Genomic DNA, 16,340 nt, shown 5'->3' with positions numbered 1-16,340 from the left:
CCTATGATAACCGCGAATAAAAAAACGCCGGGCGAACCGGCGTTTTCAGATCCCGACAGGGAACGATCAGAGCTTCACGCGCACGCCTGCGTACCAGCGGCGGCCGATCGGGTCGTAGGTGCCGGCGGCGGTTTCGGTACCGGTGCTGTCGCCCGGCAGGCCGCTGATGATCGGCGGCGCCTTGGTGTTGAACGCGTTGTTCAGGCCGAAGTACAGCTCGGTCGACTTCACCACCGAGTAGGTCGCCTGCAGGTCGGTGTAGGTACGCGAACCGACTTTCAGCGAGCCCGGGGCCAGGTCGAAACCGGACAGGAACTGGTCGTCCAGCGCCGAACGGCCGATGTAGGTCATGGTCGCGCTGACACTCAGCTGATTCCACTTGTAGCCGATGTCGAACAATGCCTTGTTCTTCGGCGCGCCAATCTCGCCCGCGAACGGATCGCGGTCGGCGCCCGGCAGCGGAACGGTGTAGCCCTGTTTCACGTAGGTGTAGGCCAGCTTGGTCGACAGACGGCCGGGACCGACGCGGTCGTTCCAGGACGCGGTCAAGTCCACGCCTTCGGTCGCGAGGCCGCCGCTGTTCGACACGGCGGTGTCGATGTACTGCAGCGAGCCTGCGCTGTTCTGGCCGCTGCCCGTCGGACGGCGGGTGATGAACTGGCAGAAGGTCGGGTTGGTGCCGTTGTAGCAGCTTTCCAGCGTGAACTGGCGAGGCGTGCTGACGATGGCGTCGGCGATCTTGATGTTGAAGTAGTCAGCCGTGAAGGTGAAACGCTTCAGCGGTGCGATCGAACGCGGGGTCCAGACCACGCCGATGGTGCTCGAGCGGCCTTTTTCCGCGCCCAGGTTCGGGTTGCCGCGGTTGTAGCCGCTGACGCCCTGGATGTCGGCCTGGTTCAGGGTGAACTTGCCGTTGGCGGCGATGTTCGCGTTCACGCCCGGTGCGGCACGGCACAGTGCCGAGTACGCGGTGGTCGAGGTCGCGGTCACGCCCAGGCAGGGGTCGTTCAAGCCGGACGGGAAGTCCTGGCTCGGCGCCTGGTACAGCTCGTTGATGTTCGGCGCGCGGGTCGACAGCGAACGGGTGCCGCGGAACTTCAGGTCATCGATCAGCGACCATTCGAAGCCGGCGTTCCAGCTGTTGGTGCTGCCCACCGACGAGTAATCGCCATGGCGGAAGGCGCCCAGGAAGCTCAGCGACTTCGCGAACGGCACGTCCTTCAGGATCGGCACGCGGGTTTCCAGGAACACTTCCTTGACGCTGAACTCGCCCGAGGTCGGCGGGGTCGCGTTGCCGGCGTTCAGGCCGGACTGGGTGAGGGCGTCGGGGACGGCGCTCGAGAATTCCTTGCGCCATTCGAAGCCTGCCGCCACGCCGAGGGGGCCGGCCGGCAGATCCCAGACTTCGCTGTTGATCTGGCCGCCCACCAGTTTCTGGGTGGTGCGGGTCAGCAGCGAGCCCGGTGCGGTCACATATTTCAGGGCTTCCGGCGAAATCGTGTTATAGCCGAACACGTTGATCGGCACGCAACCCTGGGCAACAGCGTTGGCGCTGGCGCAGACCGGGGGGCCGCCGTTGGCGCCCGGCACCGCCTGCAGTGCGTTGGCGAAGTTCAGGACGTTAACCTGGCCGGTCGACTGCTGGGCTTCCTTGGTCTGGCCATAAGCGCCGTACACTTCGTAGTTCCAGTTTTTCCAGGCGTCGAATTCGCCCTTGATGCCGGTCACGAAGCGGAAGGTGTCGCGGTCGGCGGTGCTGCCGCGGGAGCCGACTTCGGCCAAGCGGCGGGTGAAGTTGTAGTCACGCAGGCCGTCGCCATCGGTGTCGGTGATGCGGTCGTACAGGTACTGCGGGACCAGCGGGTTGCGCACGATGGCGCCGTTGACGCGCGACTCGGCCGGCACCTGGCCGCCGCTTGCCTTGAAAATGTCGGTCGAAGACAGCGGATACGGCTCGATGCTGGTCGAGACGTGGCTGGAGGCATAGGTGCCTTCCATGAACGCACGGGTCTTCTCATTGATCTTCAGTTCGCCGTTGGCGGCGAACAGGTAGCGCTCGACCGGCACGGCGATCGAACGGTACTCCGAACGGTTGAAACCGCTGGCCGGCACGGTTGCGCTACCGTTGGTCGAGAACGGAATCGGGTTGCCGCTCTTGTCGTAGGTGTAGCTGCCGGATTTGGCGCCGGTCGGGGAGTTGTTGTAGAAGAAACGGCCCTGCGGCGCAAAGCTCGAGTAGAACGGACGGACCGCAACGAATGCATCGGCTGGGTCGCCGGTGACACCCGCCATTTTCGAGAACTGGTCGACTGCCGAGGCTTCGCGGTCGCGCGACCACACCTGGCCCTGGCGCGAGTAGCCCAGGTGGCCCATCAGGAAGCCGTCGTCGTTGCTGGTGCCGAAAGTTGCCGAGAACTTGCGCTTCTGGTCATCCTGCTTGTAGCTCTGGCCGGCCTGGGCGTCGAGCATCAGGCCGTTGAAGTTGCGCTTGGTGATGATGTTAACCACACCGGCCACGGCGTCCGAGCCGTAGGCTGCCGATGCGCCGCCGGTCAGGAGTTCGACGCGCTCGATGAAGTCGGTCGGAATGGAGTTCAGGTCGACTGCGGATTCGCCCGGGATACCCGAAACGAAGCGGCGGCCGTTGACCAGCACCAGGGTACGCGAGGTGCCCAGGTTGCGCAGGTCGACGGTGGCGACGCCCACGCTGGCGGTCTGGAATGCCGAGTTGGTACGGCTGATCGCCGGCGAGCCCATGGTCGGGTTTTCCAGCAGCACCTGCTGCAGGTTGGTGGCGCCGGAGGCGGCGATGTCGGCTGCGGACAGTACCTGCAGGGGCGACGGCGAATCTGCGTTCGGCGAGGCAATGCGCGAACCGGTCACTTCCACACGCTGGATCGTGGTCGACGGCTGGGTCTGGGTGGCTGCGGCTGCCTGTTGCTGGGCAGCGCCACTCTGATTCTGTCCTTGCTGCGTCTGCATTTCCTGTGCGTAAGCCGCCTGCACGCCGAGGGCAACGCCGCCCAGGCAGATCAAGCGGATAGACCGGGATAAGACTTTTTCCATCATGATTGCAAAACTCCTAGGGTTAGGGCACGCCGGACTGGGCACAATCCGGACGCGAGAAACGCCGTCGCTGATGCGACTTATTTAGGAACAATGTACCCCGTACATATCTTCCAAGATTGCAATAAAATCACTTAAAATGGCTAGCTGTCAACGTTTCCTGAAGAATGTCTATGCGTGTTGTTAATACGCGTAATTACAAACATTCTTTTCGAAGGGTTTCAAGGTGACCTTCGTAAATGCGCCTTTTGAGTAAATTACAACCTGGAATTGTTTCTGCATGGGCGAAAAGCAGCCTGTGCAGTGTGTCATCGACGTTTCAATTTGCAAAGAAGACACAATAAAAAGTGACCAAGAAGCTAGTTTTTATTAGCTCCTTGTCACTTTTGCGCAACGGTCTAGCTTGTCTTTTTGTCTTGCGGGGATGTTAACGGCCGCCGAGCGGCGGCCGCGAAGGGACTCAATCGTCGAAGCAGGCGTGCCACAGGCGCACCACCACGTCGGCATGCGCGGCCACGAGGGCAGGGTCGACGCGGGCATTTTCCTGGCCTTGCAGGCGCACCTGGTGCTGCAGGCGGCGCATGACCCGGTAGGCGTCTGCCGCGCCTTTCGCCAGCGTGGGATCGATCAGGCCGAGCTCGCCGCACAGGCGCAGCAGGGCGATGTTGCCGGCATTCGCGGTGAGGCGCGGATGCCGGAAGGCGTGCCGCAGAACCAGGTACTGGACGATGAATTCGATGTCGATCATGCCGCCATCGTCCTGCTTCAGGTCGAAACTGCCGCTGCGGCCGGGGTGGGCGGCGTGCATGCGCTTGCGCATCTTGACGACTTCGTCGCGCAGCTCCGCCTCGCGCAAGCTCCTGTCCTGGCGCAGCACCTCCTCGCGGATGGCCTCGAAGCGCGCGCCGATGGCGGCATCGCCGGCGCAGAAGCGGGCCCGCGTGAGGGCCTGGTGCTCCCAGATCCAGGCCGAGCTGCGCTGGTAGCGCTCGAAGGCGGACACCGACGACACCAGCATGCCGCTGGCGCCGTCCGGGCGCAGGGCGGTGTCGATGTCGAACAGGATGCCGGCCGGAGTATGCGTGGTCATCCAGGTGATGAAGCGCTGGGCCAGCTTGGCATAGTTGCCCGGTGCATCCTGGTCGTCGTCGTCGAACAGGAAAATGACGTCCAGGTCGGACACGTAGCCCAGTTCCTTGCCGCCCAGCTTGCCGTAGGCGATCACGGCAAAGCGCGGCACTTCGCGGTGGCGTTTGGCGATGGTGAGCCAGGCACGCTTGACCACTTCGGCCACGATCAGGTCGGCCAGGGCCGACAGGTGGTCGGCCAGGCGCTCGACCGAGAGCTCGCCGGCCAGGTCCAGCGCCAGCAGGCGGAACAGCTGGGCGTGGTGGGCTTCGCGCAGGATGTCGAGCTGGCGCTCGGTGTCGCCAGCGGCGACGTCGAGCTGGCCGGCCAGGCTGGCGGCCAGTGCGGGCAGCTCGTCGGCGCCGTTGCCGCGGCCGCGGTCGTCCAGCAATTCGTCGAGCAGGATCGGGTGCTGGGTCAGGAAGGTGGCGGCCCAGCCGCTGGCGTTGATCATGCGGATCACGCGTTCCAGCGTGTGCGGGTATTCGGTCAGCAGCGACAGGTAGGCCGAGCGGCGCGCGATCGCCTCGAAGAAGTCGAGCAGGCGCCCGAGGGTGGCGGCATGGCTGCCCAGGCCAGCTTCGCGCACGATGGCGGCGATCTGCTGCAAGGCCGTGTTGACCAGCGCCGCCAGGCGGTTGCGGCTGGCATCCGGCAGGGTCTGCAGACGCGGCGCCTGCCAGGTGGCGACCAGGCGCGTGGCGGCTTCTTCCGGCCGGTCGAAGCCGAGCGTGGCCAGGTGCTGGGCGATCGCCCCGACGTTCTCCGGGTCGCTCATGGCGGCGCCGGCCGCGGCGGCCGGGTCGGCCCCATCGCCCCCCTGGTCCGCCGATTTGTCGGCAAAGATGGCGTCGAACTGGGCCGCCACGAAGCTGCGCTGCTCGTCCAGGCGCGCCAGCAGCGTGGCTTCGTCCGGCAGGCCCATCATGCGCGCCACCGTCAGCCGGTCCTCGGGCGAGACGGGCAGGGTATGGGTCTGCGCGTCCTCGAGGTATTGCAGCCGGTGTTCCAGGTTGCGCAGGAAGGTATAGGCTTGCAGCAGGCGCTCGACGGCCTCGAGCGGCAGCAGCTCGCGCTCGGCCAGCAGGCGCAGCGTCTTGCGGGTCGAGCGTTCGCGCAGCGCCGGGTCGCGTCCGCCGCGGATCAGCTGGAATACCTGGGCCAGGAACTCGATCTCGCGGATCCCGCCGCGCCCCAGCTTGACGTTCTGGCTGCGTTCCGGGTGCAGGCGCTCCTGGCGGTTGACCTCGGCGCGGATCTGGGCGTGCATGGTGCGGATCGCGTCGATCACGCCGAAGTCGAGGTAGCGCCGGAACACGAACGGCCGCACGATGGCGTCCAGCGCCGCGATGTCGAGCGGGTCGCCGGTGACCGCGCGCGCCTTGACCCAGGCATAGCGTTCCCATTCGCGGCCCTGGACGATCAGGTAGTCCTCGACCATGTTCAGGCTGGCCGCCAGCGGCCCCGACTTGCCGTTTGGGCGCAGCGCCATGTCGACCCGGAAAGTGAAGCCATCCTCCGTGATTTCCGAGATCGCGGCAATCAGCTTCTTTCCCAGGCGGATAAAGAATTCGTGGTTCGACAGCGGGCGCTGGCCGGCCCCGGCCTGGGTCTCGCCGTCTTCCGGATACACGAAGATCAGGTCGATGTCGGACGATACGTTCAGCTCGCCGCCGCCGTGCTTGCCCATCGCCAGCACCATCATCTGCTGGGGCCGGCCGGATTCGGCACCGATCGGGACGCCGTGGATGGCCGTCATCTCGGCCATCAATTCGGCAAGGTGGGATTGCACGGCGAAGTCGGCGAAGCGGCTCATCGCCGTGACGACCTCGTCGAGATCGGCGCGGCCGTCGAGGTCGCGCTCGATAATGGCGCAAATCAAGAGATTGCGCAGCCGGCGCATGGCCCGCCCCAGCGGCAGCCTGTTTCCATTCGGACCGTGGCGCGCCTCAGCCTCCAGTGCTGCGCCGAAATCGAGGGAGGACAGCGATAATTCAGCCAGGGGGGCAAGCCGTCCGGCCCGCGCGGCGTCGGCGCCGAGCCAGCGTTGATAAAAGCGTGACGCGCTTGCAGGGGAATTCATAGGGCAAATCCAGACGAGTTTTGTACGTTCCGGGAGGCGTGCTATGCGGTAAAATTGCCCGCCATGCTGCCCTGGGTCAGCGTGATGGTAAGGTAGACGCCGCGATTGTTGCAAGCGCTTCTCTTATTGATAAACAATTACGGCGAGCCTTTATTTATTAGCATCCTGATGCACAACCCGGAACAGCAGGCCGAACGAGGGGACCAAGACCGGCACGCGGCGGATACGCCGCCTGTCGCGCCTGCCCCTGCGCAGCCACAGCCGGCCGAGCCGCACGGCGCCCATGCGCACCTGCCGCTGGCCGAACGCTGGCGCCGGCTGCGCGCGGCCTACCGCTATGCCAACCTGGCGTCGCACCATGTGCTCGGCTTCACGCTGAAGGCGGTCCTGCTCGCCTATTTCATCTTCATGCTGCTGTTCCTGGCGCTGCGCTGGGCGGTCCTGCCGAACATCGACCTGTACAAGCCCGACATCGAACGCGCCGCCAGCCGCGTGCTCGGCAACCAGGTCACGATCTCGCGCGTGTATGCCTCCTGGCGCGGCCTGCATCCGAACCTGTTCCTGGGCGACGTGCGCCTGCGCGACCGCGATGGGCGCCAGCTGCTGGCCCTGCCGTCGGTCTCGGCCACCCTGTCCTGGTGGTCCATCGTCGCCGCCGAGCCGCGTTTCGACAGCCTCGAAATCAACCGTCCGGAACTCGACGTGCGGCGCACCCCCGATGGCGTGTTCTGGGTGGCCGGGGTGCGCATCGATCCGAACCGCAAGGAAGAGGGCAACGGCGGCGGCGCCGACTGGCTGCTGCGCCAGCGCGAGATCGTGATCCGCGAAGGCCGGCTGTCCTGGACCGACCAGCTGCGCGCGGCGCCGGTGCTGGAACTGTCGAACGTCACGATGGCGCTCGAGAACCGCTGGACCACGCACCGCTTCGCCCTCAAGGCCAGCCCGCCGCTTGGCGTCTCGGCCCCGCTCGACGTCCGTGCCCGCTTCAGCCACCCGGCCTTCGGCGCCAGGGCCTCGGATGCCAGCCGCTGGAAGGGCGAGCTGTATGCCGACCTGCGCAATACCGACCTGGCCAGCTGGAAGCAGTACATCGACTATCCGTTCAAGGTCGAAGCGGGACGCGGTTCCGTGCGCGCCTGGCTCAGCTTCGACCAGGCCCGCCTGGCCGGCTTTACCGCCGACCTCGGCCTCGCCGGGGTCAGCGCCCGCCTGGCGCCGGACGCCGCGCCGCTGCTGCTGACGCGCGTGTCGGGGCGCCTGTCGGCGCGCGAGGAAATCAAGCCGGGGGACCACGAAGGCAAGCCGACCTTCGGCGCGCTCGGCCATAGCATCGGCATCGAAAACTTCGCGGTCGTGACCCACGACGGCGTGGTGCTTCCCCCTAGCACGCTGAGCGAAACCTGGCGCCCGGCGGCGGCCGGCAAGCCCGAACATGTCAAGCTGCGCGCCGAGCAGGTCGACCTGGGCGCGCTGGCCGCACTGGCAGCCCAGATGCCGCTGGCGCCGCAACAGCGCGAGCTGCTGGCCGAGCTGGCGCCGCGCGGCCGCCTGCTCGACGTCGACGCCGAGTGGGAAGGCCGCCTGCCGGAGCTGGGCAGCTGGCGCGTGCGTGGCCAGGCCGACCGTTTGGGCATCAATTCGCTGGCGGCCAAGCCGGGCCGGGCGGCGCTGCCGGGCGTGCGCAACCTGAGCGGCAGCATCGACGCCAGCGACCGCGGCGGCAGCCTGAACATCGCCTCGGAACGCATGGCGCTGGCGCTGCCGGCCTGGTTCGCGGAACCGGACCTGCCGTTCGACCAGCTGGGCCTGCGCGCGCGCTGGTCGTATCCGCAGGACGACCAGTTGCTGGTCGAGGTCGACGGCTTCGAGTTCACCCAGGGCCGCTTGAAGGGCACGCTGTCGGGCAAGCACCTGCTGCCGCTGAGCGAGGGTAGAAGCGGGGTCAAGGGCCCGGGCAGCGCCGACTTCACGGCGACCATCGACGGTTTCGACATCGCCACCATCGGGCGCTGGCTGCCGCTGGTCACGCACGAAGGCCTGCGCGAGTGGCTGACCGGCGCGCTGCAGGGTGGCACCCTGCGCGACGCCAGAGTTCGCCTGCGCGGCGAGCTGGCGCATTTCCCTTTCCACGCCGGCAATGCCGCGGAGCGCGCGCGCGGCGAATTCCACGTCAGCGGCCGCATCGACAACGGCAAGCTCGACTATGCCCCGGGGCACCGCACGCCGGATGGCAAGTCGCCGCTGTGGCCGTTGGCCGAGAACATCAACGGCGCCATCGTGTTCGACCGCGCGCGCATGGAAATCCATGCCGACACCGCCCGCACCCTCGGCCTGGGCCTGAACAACGTGAGCGCCGTGATCCCGGAGCTGGGCGCGCGCGACTCCATCCTCGACATCGACGGCGCCGCAAGCGGCCAGCTGCAGGAATTCCTGCGCTACGTGGCGGCCAGCCCGGTGCTGGAATGGATCGGCCATTTCACGGAAGACAGCAAAGCCACCGGCAATGCGCGCCTGGGATTGAAGCTGCGCCTGCCGCTGGCGAACCTGCACGAGACCAAGGTCCAGGGCGCGCTGCAGCTGCAGAGCAATGACGTGACGCTGTTCCCGGAACTGCCGCCGATCCAGGCCGCGCTCGGCAAGATCGAGTTCTCCGAACATGGCGTGAACCTGAACGGCATCGGCGCCAGCTTCCTGGGCGGGCCGCTGCAGCTGTCGGGCGGCACCCAGCGCGACGGCGTCATCGTGATCCGCATGGCCGGCACCGCCACCGCCGACGGCATGCGCGCAACGGGCTCGCTGCCGGCCCTGCAGCGCCTGGCCGGCAAGCTGTCCGGCGGAGCACGCTTCGGCGGCTCGGTGACGGTGAAGGACCGCCAGACCCAGATCGTGCTCGACTCGAACCTGGCCGGCCTCGGCGTCGAGCTGCCGGCGCCGCTGAACAAGCCCGCCGCCGACGTGCTGCCGCTGCACTTCACCCTGAACGGCCAGCCGACCGGGGATGATGGCGTGGCGCACGACGAGATCCGGCTCGGCCTCGGCAATGGGGTGGCGGCGCGCTACGTGCGCGAACGCCAGCCGCGCGGCCCGTGGATCGTCAAGCGCGGCGGCATCGGCGTGAACGTGCCGGCACCGGAACCGGACAGCGGCATGATGATCAACGTGGACATGAAGTCGGTGAACGTCGACCGCTGGCTGGCGGCCGCCACCGAGATCGCCGGCCCCGCCGAAGGAACGGTCCAAGGCACGACCCCGGCCGCGGCGGACGCGGGGCAGGGCGGCGGCATGGCCCAGTACGTGATGCCGGACCTGATCGGCGCGCGCGCCGGCGAGCTGGTGATCGGCGAGCGCACCCTGCACGATGTGGTGCTGGGCGCGTCGCACCAGCCGGGCGTGTGGCAGGCCAGCGTCGATTCGCGCCAGGTTACCGGCTGGGTCACCTGGAACGAAGCCCAGAATGGACAGGGCATGGGCAAGGTGACGGCGCGCCTGGCCTCGCTGGACATCCCGGAGTCCTCGGCCAAGGAAGTGAAGGAGCTGCTGGAATCGGGCAAGACGCCCGGCGCCGGCATTCCCGGCCTGGACATCGTGGCCGAGCGCTTCGAGCTGTTCGACAAGCAGTTCGGCCGCCTCGAACTGGTGGCCAGCAATGCCCAGGCGCTGGCGGGCGGCGAATGGCGCATCGAGCGCCTGGCCATCACCAACCCGGACGGCCAGCTGAAGGCGAACGGGCGCTGGCTCACGCGCGACGGCAGGAGCAATACCGCACTGAACTTCAACCTCGACATCGGCGACGCCGGCCGCCTGCTCGACCGCCTCGGCTTCCCGGGCACCCTGCGCCGCGGCAAGGGTTCGCTGTCGGGCGACCTCTCCTGGGCCGGGCTGCCGTATTCGCTCGACATTCCGAGCCTGTCCGGCCAGGTGCAGATGAACGTCGAGGACGGCCAGTTCCTCAAGAAGGACCCGGGCGCGGCCAAGCTGCTGGGCGTGCTGAGCCTGCAGATGCTGCCGCGCATGCTCAAGCTCGACTTCCACGACGTGTTCTCGGAAGGCCTGGCCTTCGACGGCATCACCGCCAACGCCATGATTTCGCGCGGGGTGGTGCACACGGATAACCTTAAAATGCATGGGGTGGCCGCCACGGTGCTGATGGACGGCACTGCCGACATCGCCAACGAATCGACCAACCTGCACGTGGTGGTGATCCCGGAATTCAACCTGGGCACCGGCCCGCTGGTGTACGCGCTGGCGGTCAACCCGGTCATCGGCATCGGCAGCTACCTGGCGCAATTGTTCCTGCGGGCGCCGGTGATGAAGGCGCTGACCTACCACATGCAGGTGACCGGGCCGTGGAAGTCGCCGAACGTGGTCAAGCTGGACAGCCAGGCGGCGAATGCCGCGGCGACGGCGGCGGCGAATGCCGCCGGCAATGGCGCAACGGCGCCGCAACCCGCCAAGAAGAAAGGCCAATGATGAGCAAGACGACAATCGCAGCAGTGCAGATGGTGTCGACCCCGAAGGTCGAGGAAAACCTGGACACCGCGCGCCGCCTGCTGGCGGAAGCGGCAGGCAAGGGCGCCAGGCTGGTCACCCTGCCGGAATACTGGCCCATCATGGGCATGTCGGATACCGACAAGGTCGGCCATGCCGAACGGCCGGGCGACGGGCCGATCCAGGAGTTCATGGCGGCGCAGGCGCGCGAGCACGGCTTCTGGCTGATCGGCGGCACCCTGCCGCTGGCATCCGGCGAGGCCGGGCGGGTGCTCAACACCACCCTGGTCTACGATCCAGAAGGGCAGCCGGCCAGCCGCTACGACAAGATCCACCTGTTCGGCTTCACCCGCGGCAGCGAAAGCTACGACGAGGCGCGCACCATCGTGCCGGGCGAGGCGGTCGGCAGCTTCGAGGCGCCATTCGGCAGGGTCGGCCTGTCGGTGTGCTACGACCTGCGCTTTCCGGAACTGTACCGGGCGATGGGGGAAGTAGCCCTGATCGTGGTGCCGGCCGCCTTCACCCACACCACCGGCCTGGCGCACTGGGAGGTGCTGCTGCGCGCGCGCGCCATCGAGAACCAGTGCTACGTGCTGGCCTCGGCCCAGGGCGGCACCCACCGCAACGGCCGCCGCACCTTCGGCCACAGCATGATGATCGGCCCGTGGGGCGAGGTGCTCGGCCAGTTGCCCGAGGGAGAAGGCGTGGTCTGCGGCGAGATCGACACGGCGGTCCTGGCCGAAGTGCGCCAGAGCCTGCCTGCCCTGAAGCACCGGAAACTGTAGGAAAAAAGCGGATATGGCACAATGCCCTCTCCTTACCAGAAAGACCTGACCCATGAAGCCATTCGAACCGAATCTTTCCTCCCTCGCAGTCGCACGCGACGTGCTGTTGACGCCGTTCGGGCTCGACGAAGGCAAGCTCATCACTACGCTCGGAACGATGTTCACGCACAAGGTCGACTATGCCGACCTGTATTTCCAGTTCACCAAGAGTGAAGGCTGGAGCCTGGAAGAAGGCATCGTCAAGAGCGGCAGCTTCTCGATCGACCAGGGCGTTGGCGTGCGCGCCGTGTCCGGCGACAAGACCGCCTTTTCCTATTCCGACGAGATCTCGCAGGCCGCGCTGCTCGACGCCGCCGCGGCCACCCGCACCATCGCGCGCGCCGGCAGCGGCCGCGTCAAGGTCGCGAGCGGCATCCAGCCGAGCGGCGGCCGTTCGCTGTACCTGCCGCACGACCCGCTGAATTCGCTCGACGCCACCGCCAAGGTCAAGCTGCTCGAGCGCGTCGAAAAGATGGCGCGCGCCAAGGACCCGCGCGTGGTGCAGGTGATGGCCGGCCTGGCCGGCGAATACGACGTGGTGCTGGTGGTGCGCAGCGACGGCGTGCTGGCGGCCGACATCCGCCCGCTGGTGCGCGTGTCCGTCACCGTCATCGCCGAGCAGAACGGCCGGCGCGAGATGGGCTCGTCCGGCGGCGGCGGCCGCTACGACTACGGCTACTTCAGCGACGAGCTGCTGGACCAGTACGCCAGCGAAGCCGTGCAGGCGGCCCTGGTCAACCTGGAAGCGCGTCCGGCCCCGGCCGGTCCGATGACCGTCGTGCTCGGCCCGGGCTGGCCCGGCGTGCTGCTGCACGAAGCGGTCGGCCACGGCCTGGAAGGCGACTTCAACCGCAAGGGCTCGTCCTCGTATTCCGGCATGATCGGCCAGCGCGTCGCCGCCAAGGGCGTGACCGTGGTCGACGACGGCACCCTGCAGGACCGCCGCGGTTCGCTCAACATGGACGACGAAGGCAACCCGACCCAGTGCACCACGCTGATCGAGGACGGCATCCTGAAGGGCTATATCCAGGACACGATGAACGCGCGCCTGATGAAGATGCCGGTCACCGGCAACGCGCGCCGCGAATCCTTCGCCCACCTGCCGATGCCGCGCATGACCAATACCTACATGCTGGCCGGCGACAAGGATCCACAGGAGATCCTGGCCTCGGTGAAGAACGGCTTGTACGCGGTCAACTTCGGCGGCGGCCAGGTCGATATCACCAACGGCAAGTTCGTGTTCTCGGCCAGCGAAGCCTACATGATCGAGGACGGCAAGGTGAGCTATCCGGTGAAGGGTGCGACCCTGATCGGCAACGGCCCGGACGTGATGAACCGCATCTCGATGATCGGCAACGACATGCGCCTGGATTCCGGCGTCGGCGTGTGCGGCAAGGAAGGCCAGAGCGTCCCGGTGGGCGTGGGCCAGCCGACCCTGCGTATCGATGGCGTGACGGTGGGCGGTACGGCCTGATTCACCAGGCCGCTGTTGCACAAGAAATGCCCGCATCGCAGCGGGCATTTTCGTTTCTGCGATCGCTCATTGGAACGTATAGCGCGCCCCCAGGGTGAACAGGCGTCCCCGTGCGCCTTCGAAGTCGAGCGGGTTGTAGGCCTGTGCGCCATAGGTCAGCGGGTCGAGCGGTGCGACCTTGTCGAACAGGTTCTGGATCGAACCGAAGATTTCCCACTGGGGTAGCGGTTTCCAGCGGGCCACCAGGTCCCAGCTGGTGAACGACGGCAGTTCGCAGCTGCCGTTCGGCGCGTTGGCACCGTTGTCGAAGGTCACCGCGCAGGCGTCGCCGCGGAACAGGGTGTTGTCGATCTTTCCGCGGAAATTTGCATTGAGCGATACCCGCCAGTCCTTGCGTTCCCAGCCGAAGCGCAGGTTGAACTTGTTGTCCGGCGTGCCGGTGCAGTTCGTCACGTCGCAGTTGCCGTGGGTGCCGGCAAACTCGGTGGTGGTGCCGTCCCGTTCGGTGCGCAGCCACTCGAACAGGCGGGTGTACTTGATGTCGACGGTCGCCATCCCATAGTCATCGGGCAGGAGGTGGGCGTAGCGCGCATCGACGTCGAGGCCACGCACCTTGGTCTGGTTCGAGTTCACGTAACGCGTCAGCACCGCGGTGATCGGACCCGGATCGCCGGGAATGGCGCTGACGTTGGTGGGGTCGCGCGCCACGCTGCCGGCGGCAATGGCGGAGGCGACCTGTTCCTGGTTGATCTCGTTCTTGCGCTTGATCTTCCAGTAGTCGACCGAAATGCTGGTGCGCGGCAGCGGATCCCAAATCGCGCCCAGCGAGTAGTTGCGCGAGCGCTCCGGCGCGAGGCCGGGGTTGGGCGAGGTGATCAGGGCGACCGAGGCCGGGTTGCAGGCGCTGGTGATGCCCAGTGCGCAACGCACCGGGTCCGCCGCGGTCGAGTATGCGGCCAGGCCGCCCCTGCCGTTCTCGGCAAAGCTCGGTGCACGGAAGCCGCGCGCGAAGGTCCCGCGCAGGGCGAACTCGCGCACCGGCGTCCACTTCAGGCCGGCCTTTGGCGTATAGGAGTTGCCGACGTCGGTGAAGTGGTCCCAGCGCAGCGCCGCCGAAGCCTCCAGCTTGAAGGGCAGCGGCGCCAGCGCCTCGCCGTACAGCGCGAAGACGTTGCGCGCGCCCTCGTAGGCCGAATAGCCCAGGCCGATGATATTGCCGCGCTCGGTGCCGCTGGTCGGCTGCAGTTCGGTGGCTTCATGGCGCCACTCGGCGCCCAGCGCCAGACCGAGATTGCCTGCAAGGTAGGGGATGCCGCCGAATTCGCGCGTGGCCTTGACGTCGCCCTGCACCATCTTGGTGTTCGCGCGGTTGCCGATGGTTGGCGACAGCGCCGCATACAGCGCCGGCGAATTCAGGCGGGCGTTCTCGCCGATGCGCCACACCGTGCCGGGAGGCAGGGCCGCATAGGCGGGGTTGGCCAATGCCGCCGCCACGTTGGCCGCGCTCGGGTCGAGCAGGGCGAAGGCGACGTCGCGCTGCAGGAAGCCGTTCTGGATGTTGTTGATGTGGTTATGCGAGAACAGGATCGCCGAGTCCCAGTCCCAGCCGTAGTTGCTGCCCTTGGCGCCGCCGACCCAGCGGATGAAGTTGCCGTCGAGGCGGGCGGTCCGCGGCCCGACGTCGGCCGCCAGATAGCGCAGGGTGGCCGGGGTGCCGGGGAAGGGGTTGTCCGGATGCGTCGGGCCGAGCCGGACGATGCCGTTGTTGACCGGGCCGCCCGGAAAACCGACCGAGCCGCTGACCGTGGACGGCGTGGTCGAGGTGCTGGTCTGGCTGGTGTAGTAGTTCAGTTCGCTGTAGGCCTGGATGTCGGGTGTAAGCTGGAAGGTGCCGCGCGCAAAGAAGCTCAGGTTTTCCTGCTTCGGAATGGCCTGGCTGTAGAGTTGCGGGGCATCGATCAGGCAGCCGCCGCCGGGGTCGCCCTGCGGGTGCGTGGTGAAGTTCGAGCAGGCCGCGCCCGGGATCAGGGTGCCGCGGTTGACGAAATTGCCGGTCGAGCCGACCGGACGCACGTTGCCGTTGATGGCACTGCCGGCGCTGCCGCTGCCGGGGATGATGGCGCCGGTCCCGCCCAGCGCCTGTTGCGACGAATAACCCCAGGGCCGCAGGTCGACCCGGCCGATCCAGTCGCGGTCGGAACGGTCGCGGTACCAGATCTCGTCGAGCTTCTTGTATTCGAGGCTGAACAGGAAGTTGTAGCGGTCGGTGTCGAGGTTGCCGATGCCCTTGGTGAAGGCGACGTTGGTCTGCTTGCCGTCCCAGTCCTGGGTGGCGCCGCGCGAGAACCGTACCGTGTTGCCCTGGTAGTCCTTGCGCAGGATGATGTTGACCACCCCGGCGATGGCGTCGGAACCGTAGATGGCCGAGGCGCCGTCCTTCAGCACCTCGATGCGGTCGACGGCGTCGGTCGGGATGATGTTGAGGTCGGAAAACTGCTTCTGGCCGTCGTCCGCCAGGCCATAGGGCGCCATGCGGCGGCCGTTCAGCAGCACCAGGGTCGAGGCCGCGCCCAGGCCGCGCAGCGAGATGCCGGAAGCGCCCGCGGCGAAGCCGTTGCCGAAGGTGGTCGGCACCGAGCCCTGGTTGTCGACCGCCAGGGTCTGCAGCAGCTCGGCCACGGTGTTCTTGCCGGACCGTTCGATGTCGGCCCGGTTCACGGTAATGACCGATGACGCGGTCTCGGCTTCCGAGCGGCGGATGTTCGAGCCCGTGATTTCGACGCGCTGGATCGGCTTGGGCGCGGCTTCCTGGGCCAGCGCGGCCGACGGCAGCGCGGCCGGCAGCGCCAGCAGCGCCAGGCCGGCGGCGCCACCGCCTGCGAACAGGCGGCGGATCGATCGGGATATCGGGGTTTCAGTCATTTTCCAGACTCCAGGTAGCAAGTGAGGGGTTCCCTGCCCAGCTCGCACGGGGCGCAAGTCGGCCGGGGCTTGTTGCGACTCTTGCACTGGACTTCCCGGTGCGACTGACATCTCTCAACCGTGCTCGGTTCATCCATGCTGGGTGTCGGCTTCCCGCAACCGATTGCCAGTAATGAGGGCCGCACGCGACGGATAAACAGCTTGCCAATGCTCATATATTGTTGTTATAGTCAGTTGAACCCTCTGGACGACACATGCGCCACACTGCCTTCTTTACCTTTTATTTTTGGTTTAGCCATTCCAGCCCGACGGCGGTGGAGTAGCGGCAGGTTCACGCGACAGCAGAACGTAGTCC

Annotated in this window: 6 protein-coding genes; 3 read left to right on the top strand and 3 right to left on the bottom strand. The window is 66.9% G+C overall.

Annotated elements, in window-relative coordinates:
- Positions 1-66: 66 nt before the first annotated feature.
- Positions 67-3,069 (bottom strand): TonB-dependent receptor plug domain-containing protein, encoded by a 3,003-nt coding sequence (locus ACI48D_RS05480; protein WP_435570198.1) that lies wholly within the window; start codon positions 3,067-3,069, stop codon positions 67-69.
- Positions 3,070-3,526: 457 nt separating this feature from the next.
- Positions 3,527-6,277 (bottom strand): bifunctional [glutamate--ammonia ligase]-adenylyl-L-tyrosine phosphorylase/[glutamate--ammonia-ligase] adenylyltransferase, encoded by a 2,751-nt coding sequence (gene glnE / locus ACI48D_RS05475; RefSeq protein WP_435570197.1) that lies wholly within the window; start codon positions 6,275-6,277, stop codon positions 3,527-3,529.
- Positions 6,278-6,445: 168 nt separating this feature from the next.
- Here glnE and ACI48D_RS05470 point away from each other — a divergent pair, with 168 nt between their 5' ends.
- From ACI48D_RS05470 to tldD, 3 genes are read left to right on the top strand one after another with little or no spacing between them, the layout of a single operon-like run.
- Positions 6,446-10,747: a YhdP family protein gene (locus ACI48D_RS05470; RefSeq protein WP_435570196.1), complete on the top strand. Its 4,302-nt coding sequence runs from the start codon at positions 6,446-6,448 to the stop codon at positions 10,745-10,747.
- On the top strand, positions 10,747-11,550 hold the full coding sequence (locus tag ACI48D_RS05465) for a carbon-nitrogen hydrolase family protein (protein WP_435570195.1): 804 nt from the start codon (positions 10,747-10,749) through the stop codon (positions 11,548-11,550). Before ACI48D_RS05470 ends, ACI48D_RS05465 begins: the two co-directional genes overlap by 1 nt.
- A gap of 52 nt (positions 11,551-11,602) precedes the next feature.
- Positions 11,603-13,063 carry a metalloprotease TldD gene (gene tldD, locus ACI48D_RS05460; RefSeq protein WP_435570194.1) on the top strand — a complete coding sequence of 487 codons (1,461 nt, stop codon included), beginning with the start codon at positions 11,603-11,605 and terminating at the stop codon, positions 13,061-13,063.
- 66 nt (positions 13,064-13,129) lie between these two features.
- Here tldD and ACI48D_RS05455 read toward each other — a convergent pair whose 3' ends face one another.
- Positions 13,130-15,985, bottom strand: a complete 2,856-nt coding sequence (locus tag ACI48D_RS05455; RefSeq protein ID WP_435570193.1) for a TonB-dependent receptor — start codon at positions 15,983-15,985, stop codon at positions 13,130-13,132.
- Positions 15,986-16,340: the final 355 nt, after the last annotated feature.

This window comes from Massilia sp. LXY-6, from assembly GCF_051233485.1.
Taxonomy (GTDB): Bacteria; Pseudomonadota; Gammaproteobacteria; order Burkholderiales; family Burkholderiaceae_D; genus Telluria.
The sequence above is the reverse complement of the archived record's forward strand: the minus strand, read 5'-3'. Positions and strand labels throughout refer to the sequence as shown.

Excerpts from the sequence above, each read along its gene's own strand:
- ACI48D_RS05470 (WP_435570196.1), top strand. The coding sequence starts at position 6,446 with ATGCACAACCCGGAACAGCAGGCCGAACGAGGGGACCAAGACCGGCAC.
- glnE (WP_435570197.1), bottom strand. The coding sequence starts at position 6,277 with ATGAATTCCCCTGCAAGCGCGTCACGCTTTTATCAACGCTGGCTCGGC.
- ACI48D_RS05480 (WP_435570198.1), bottom strand. The coding sequence starts at position 3,069 with ATGATGGAAAAAGTCTTATCCCGGTCTATCCGCTTGATCTGCCTGGGC.
- tldD (WP_435570194.1), top strand. The coding sequence starts at position 11,603 with ATGAAGCCATTCGAACCGAATCTTTCCTCCCTCGCAGTCGCACGCGAC.
- ACI48D_RS05455 (WP_435570193.1), bottom strand. The coding sequence starts at position 15,985 with ATGACTGAAACCCCGATATCCCGATCGATCCGCCGCCTGTTCGCAGGC.
- ACI48D_RS05465 (WP_435570195.1), top strand. The coding sequence starts at position 10,747 with ATGAGCAAGACGACAATCGCAGCAGTGCAGATGGTGTCGACCCCGAAG.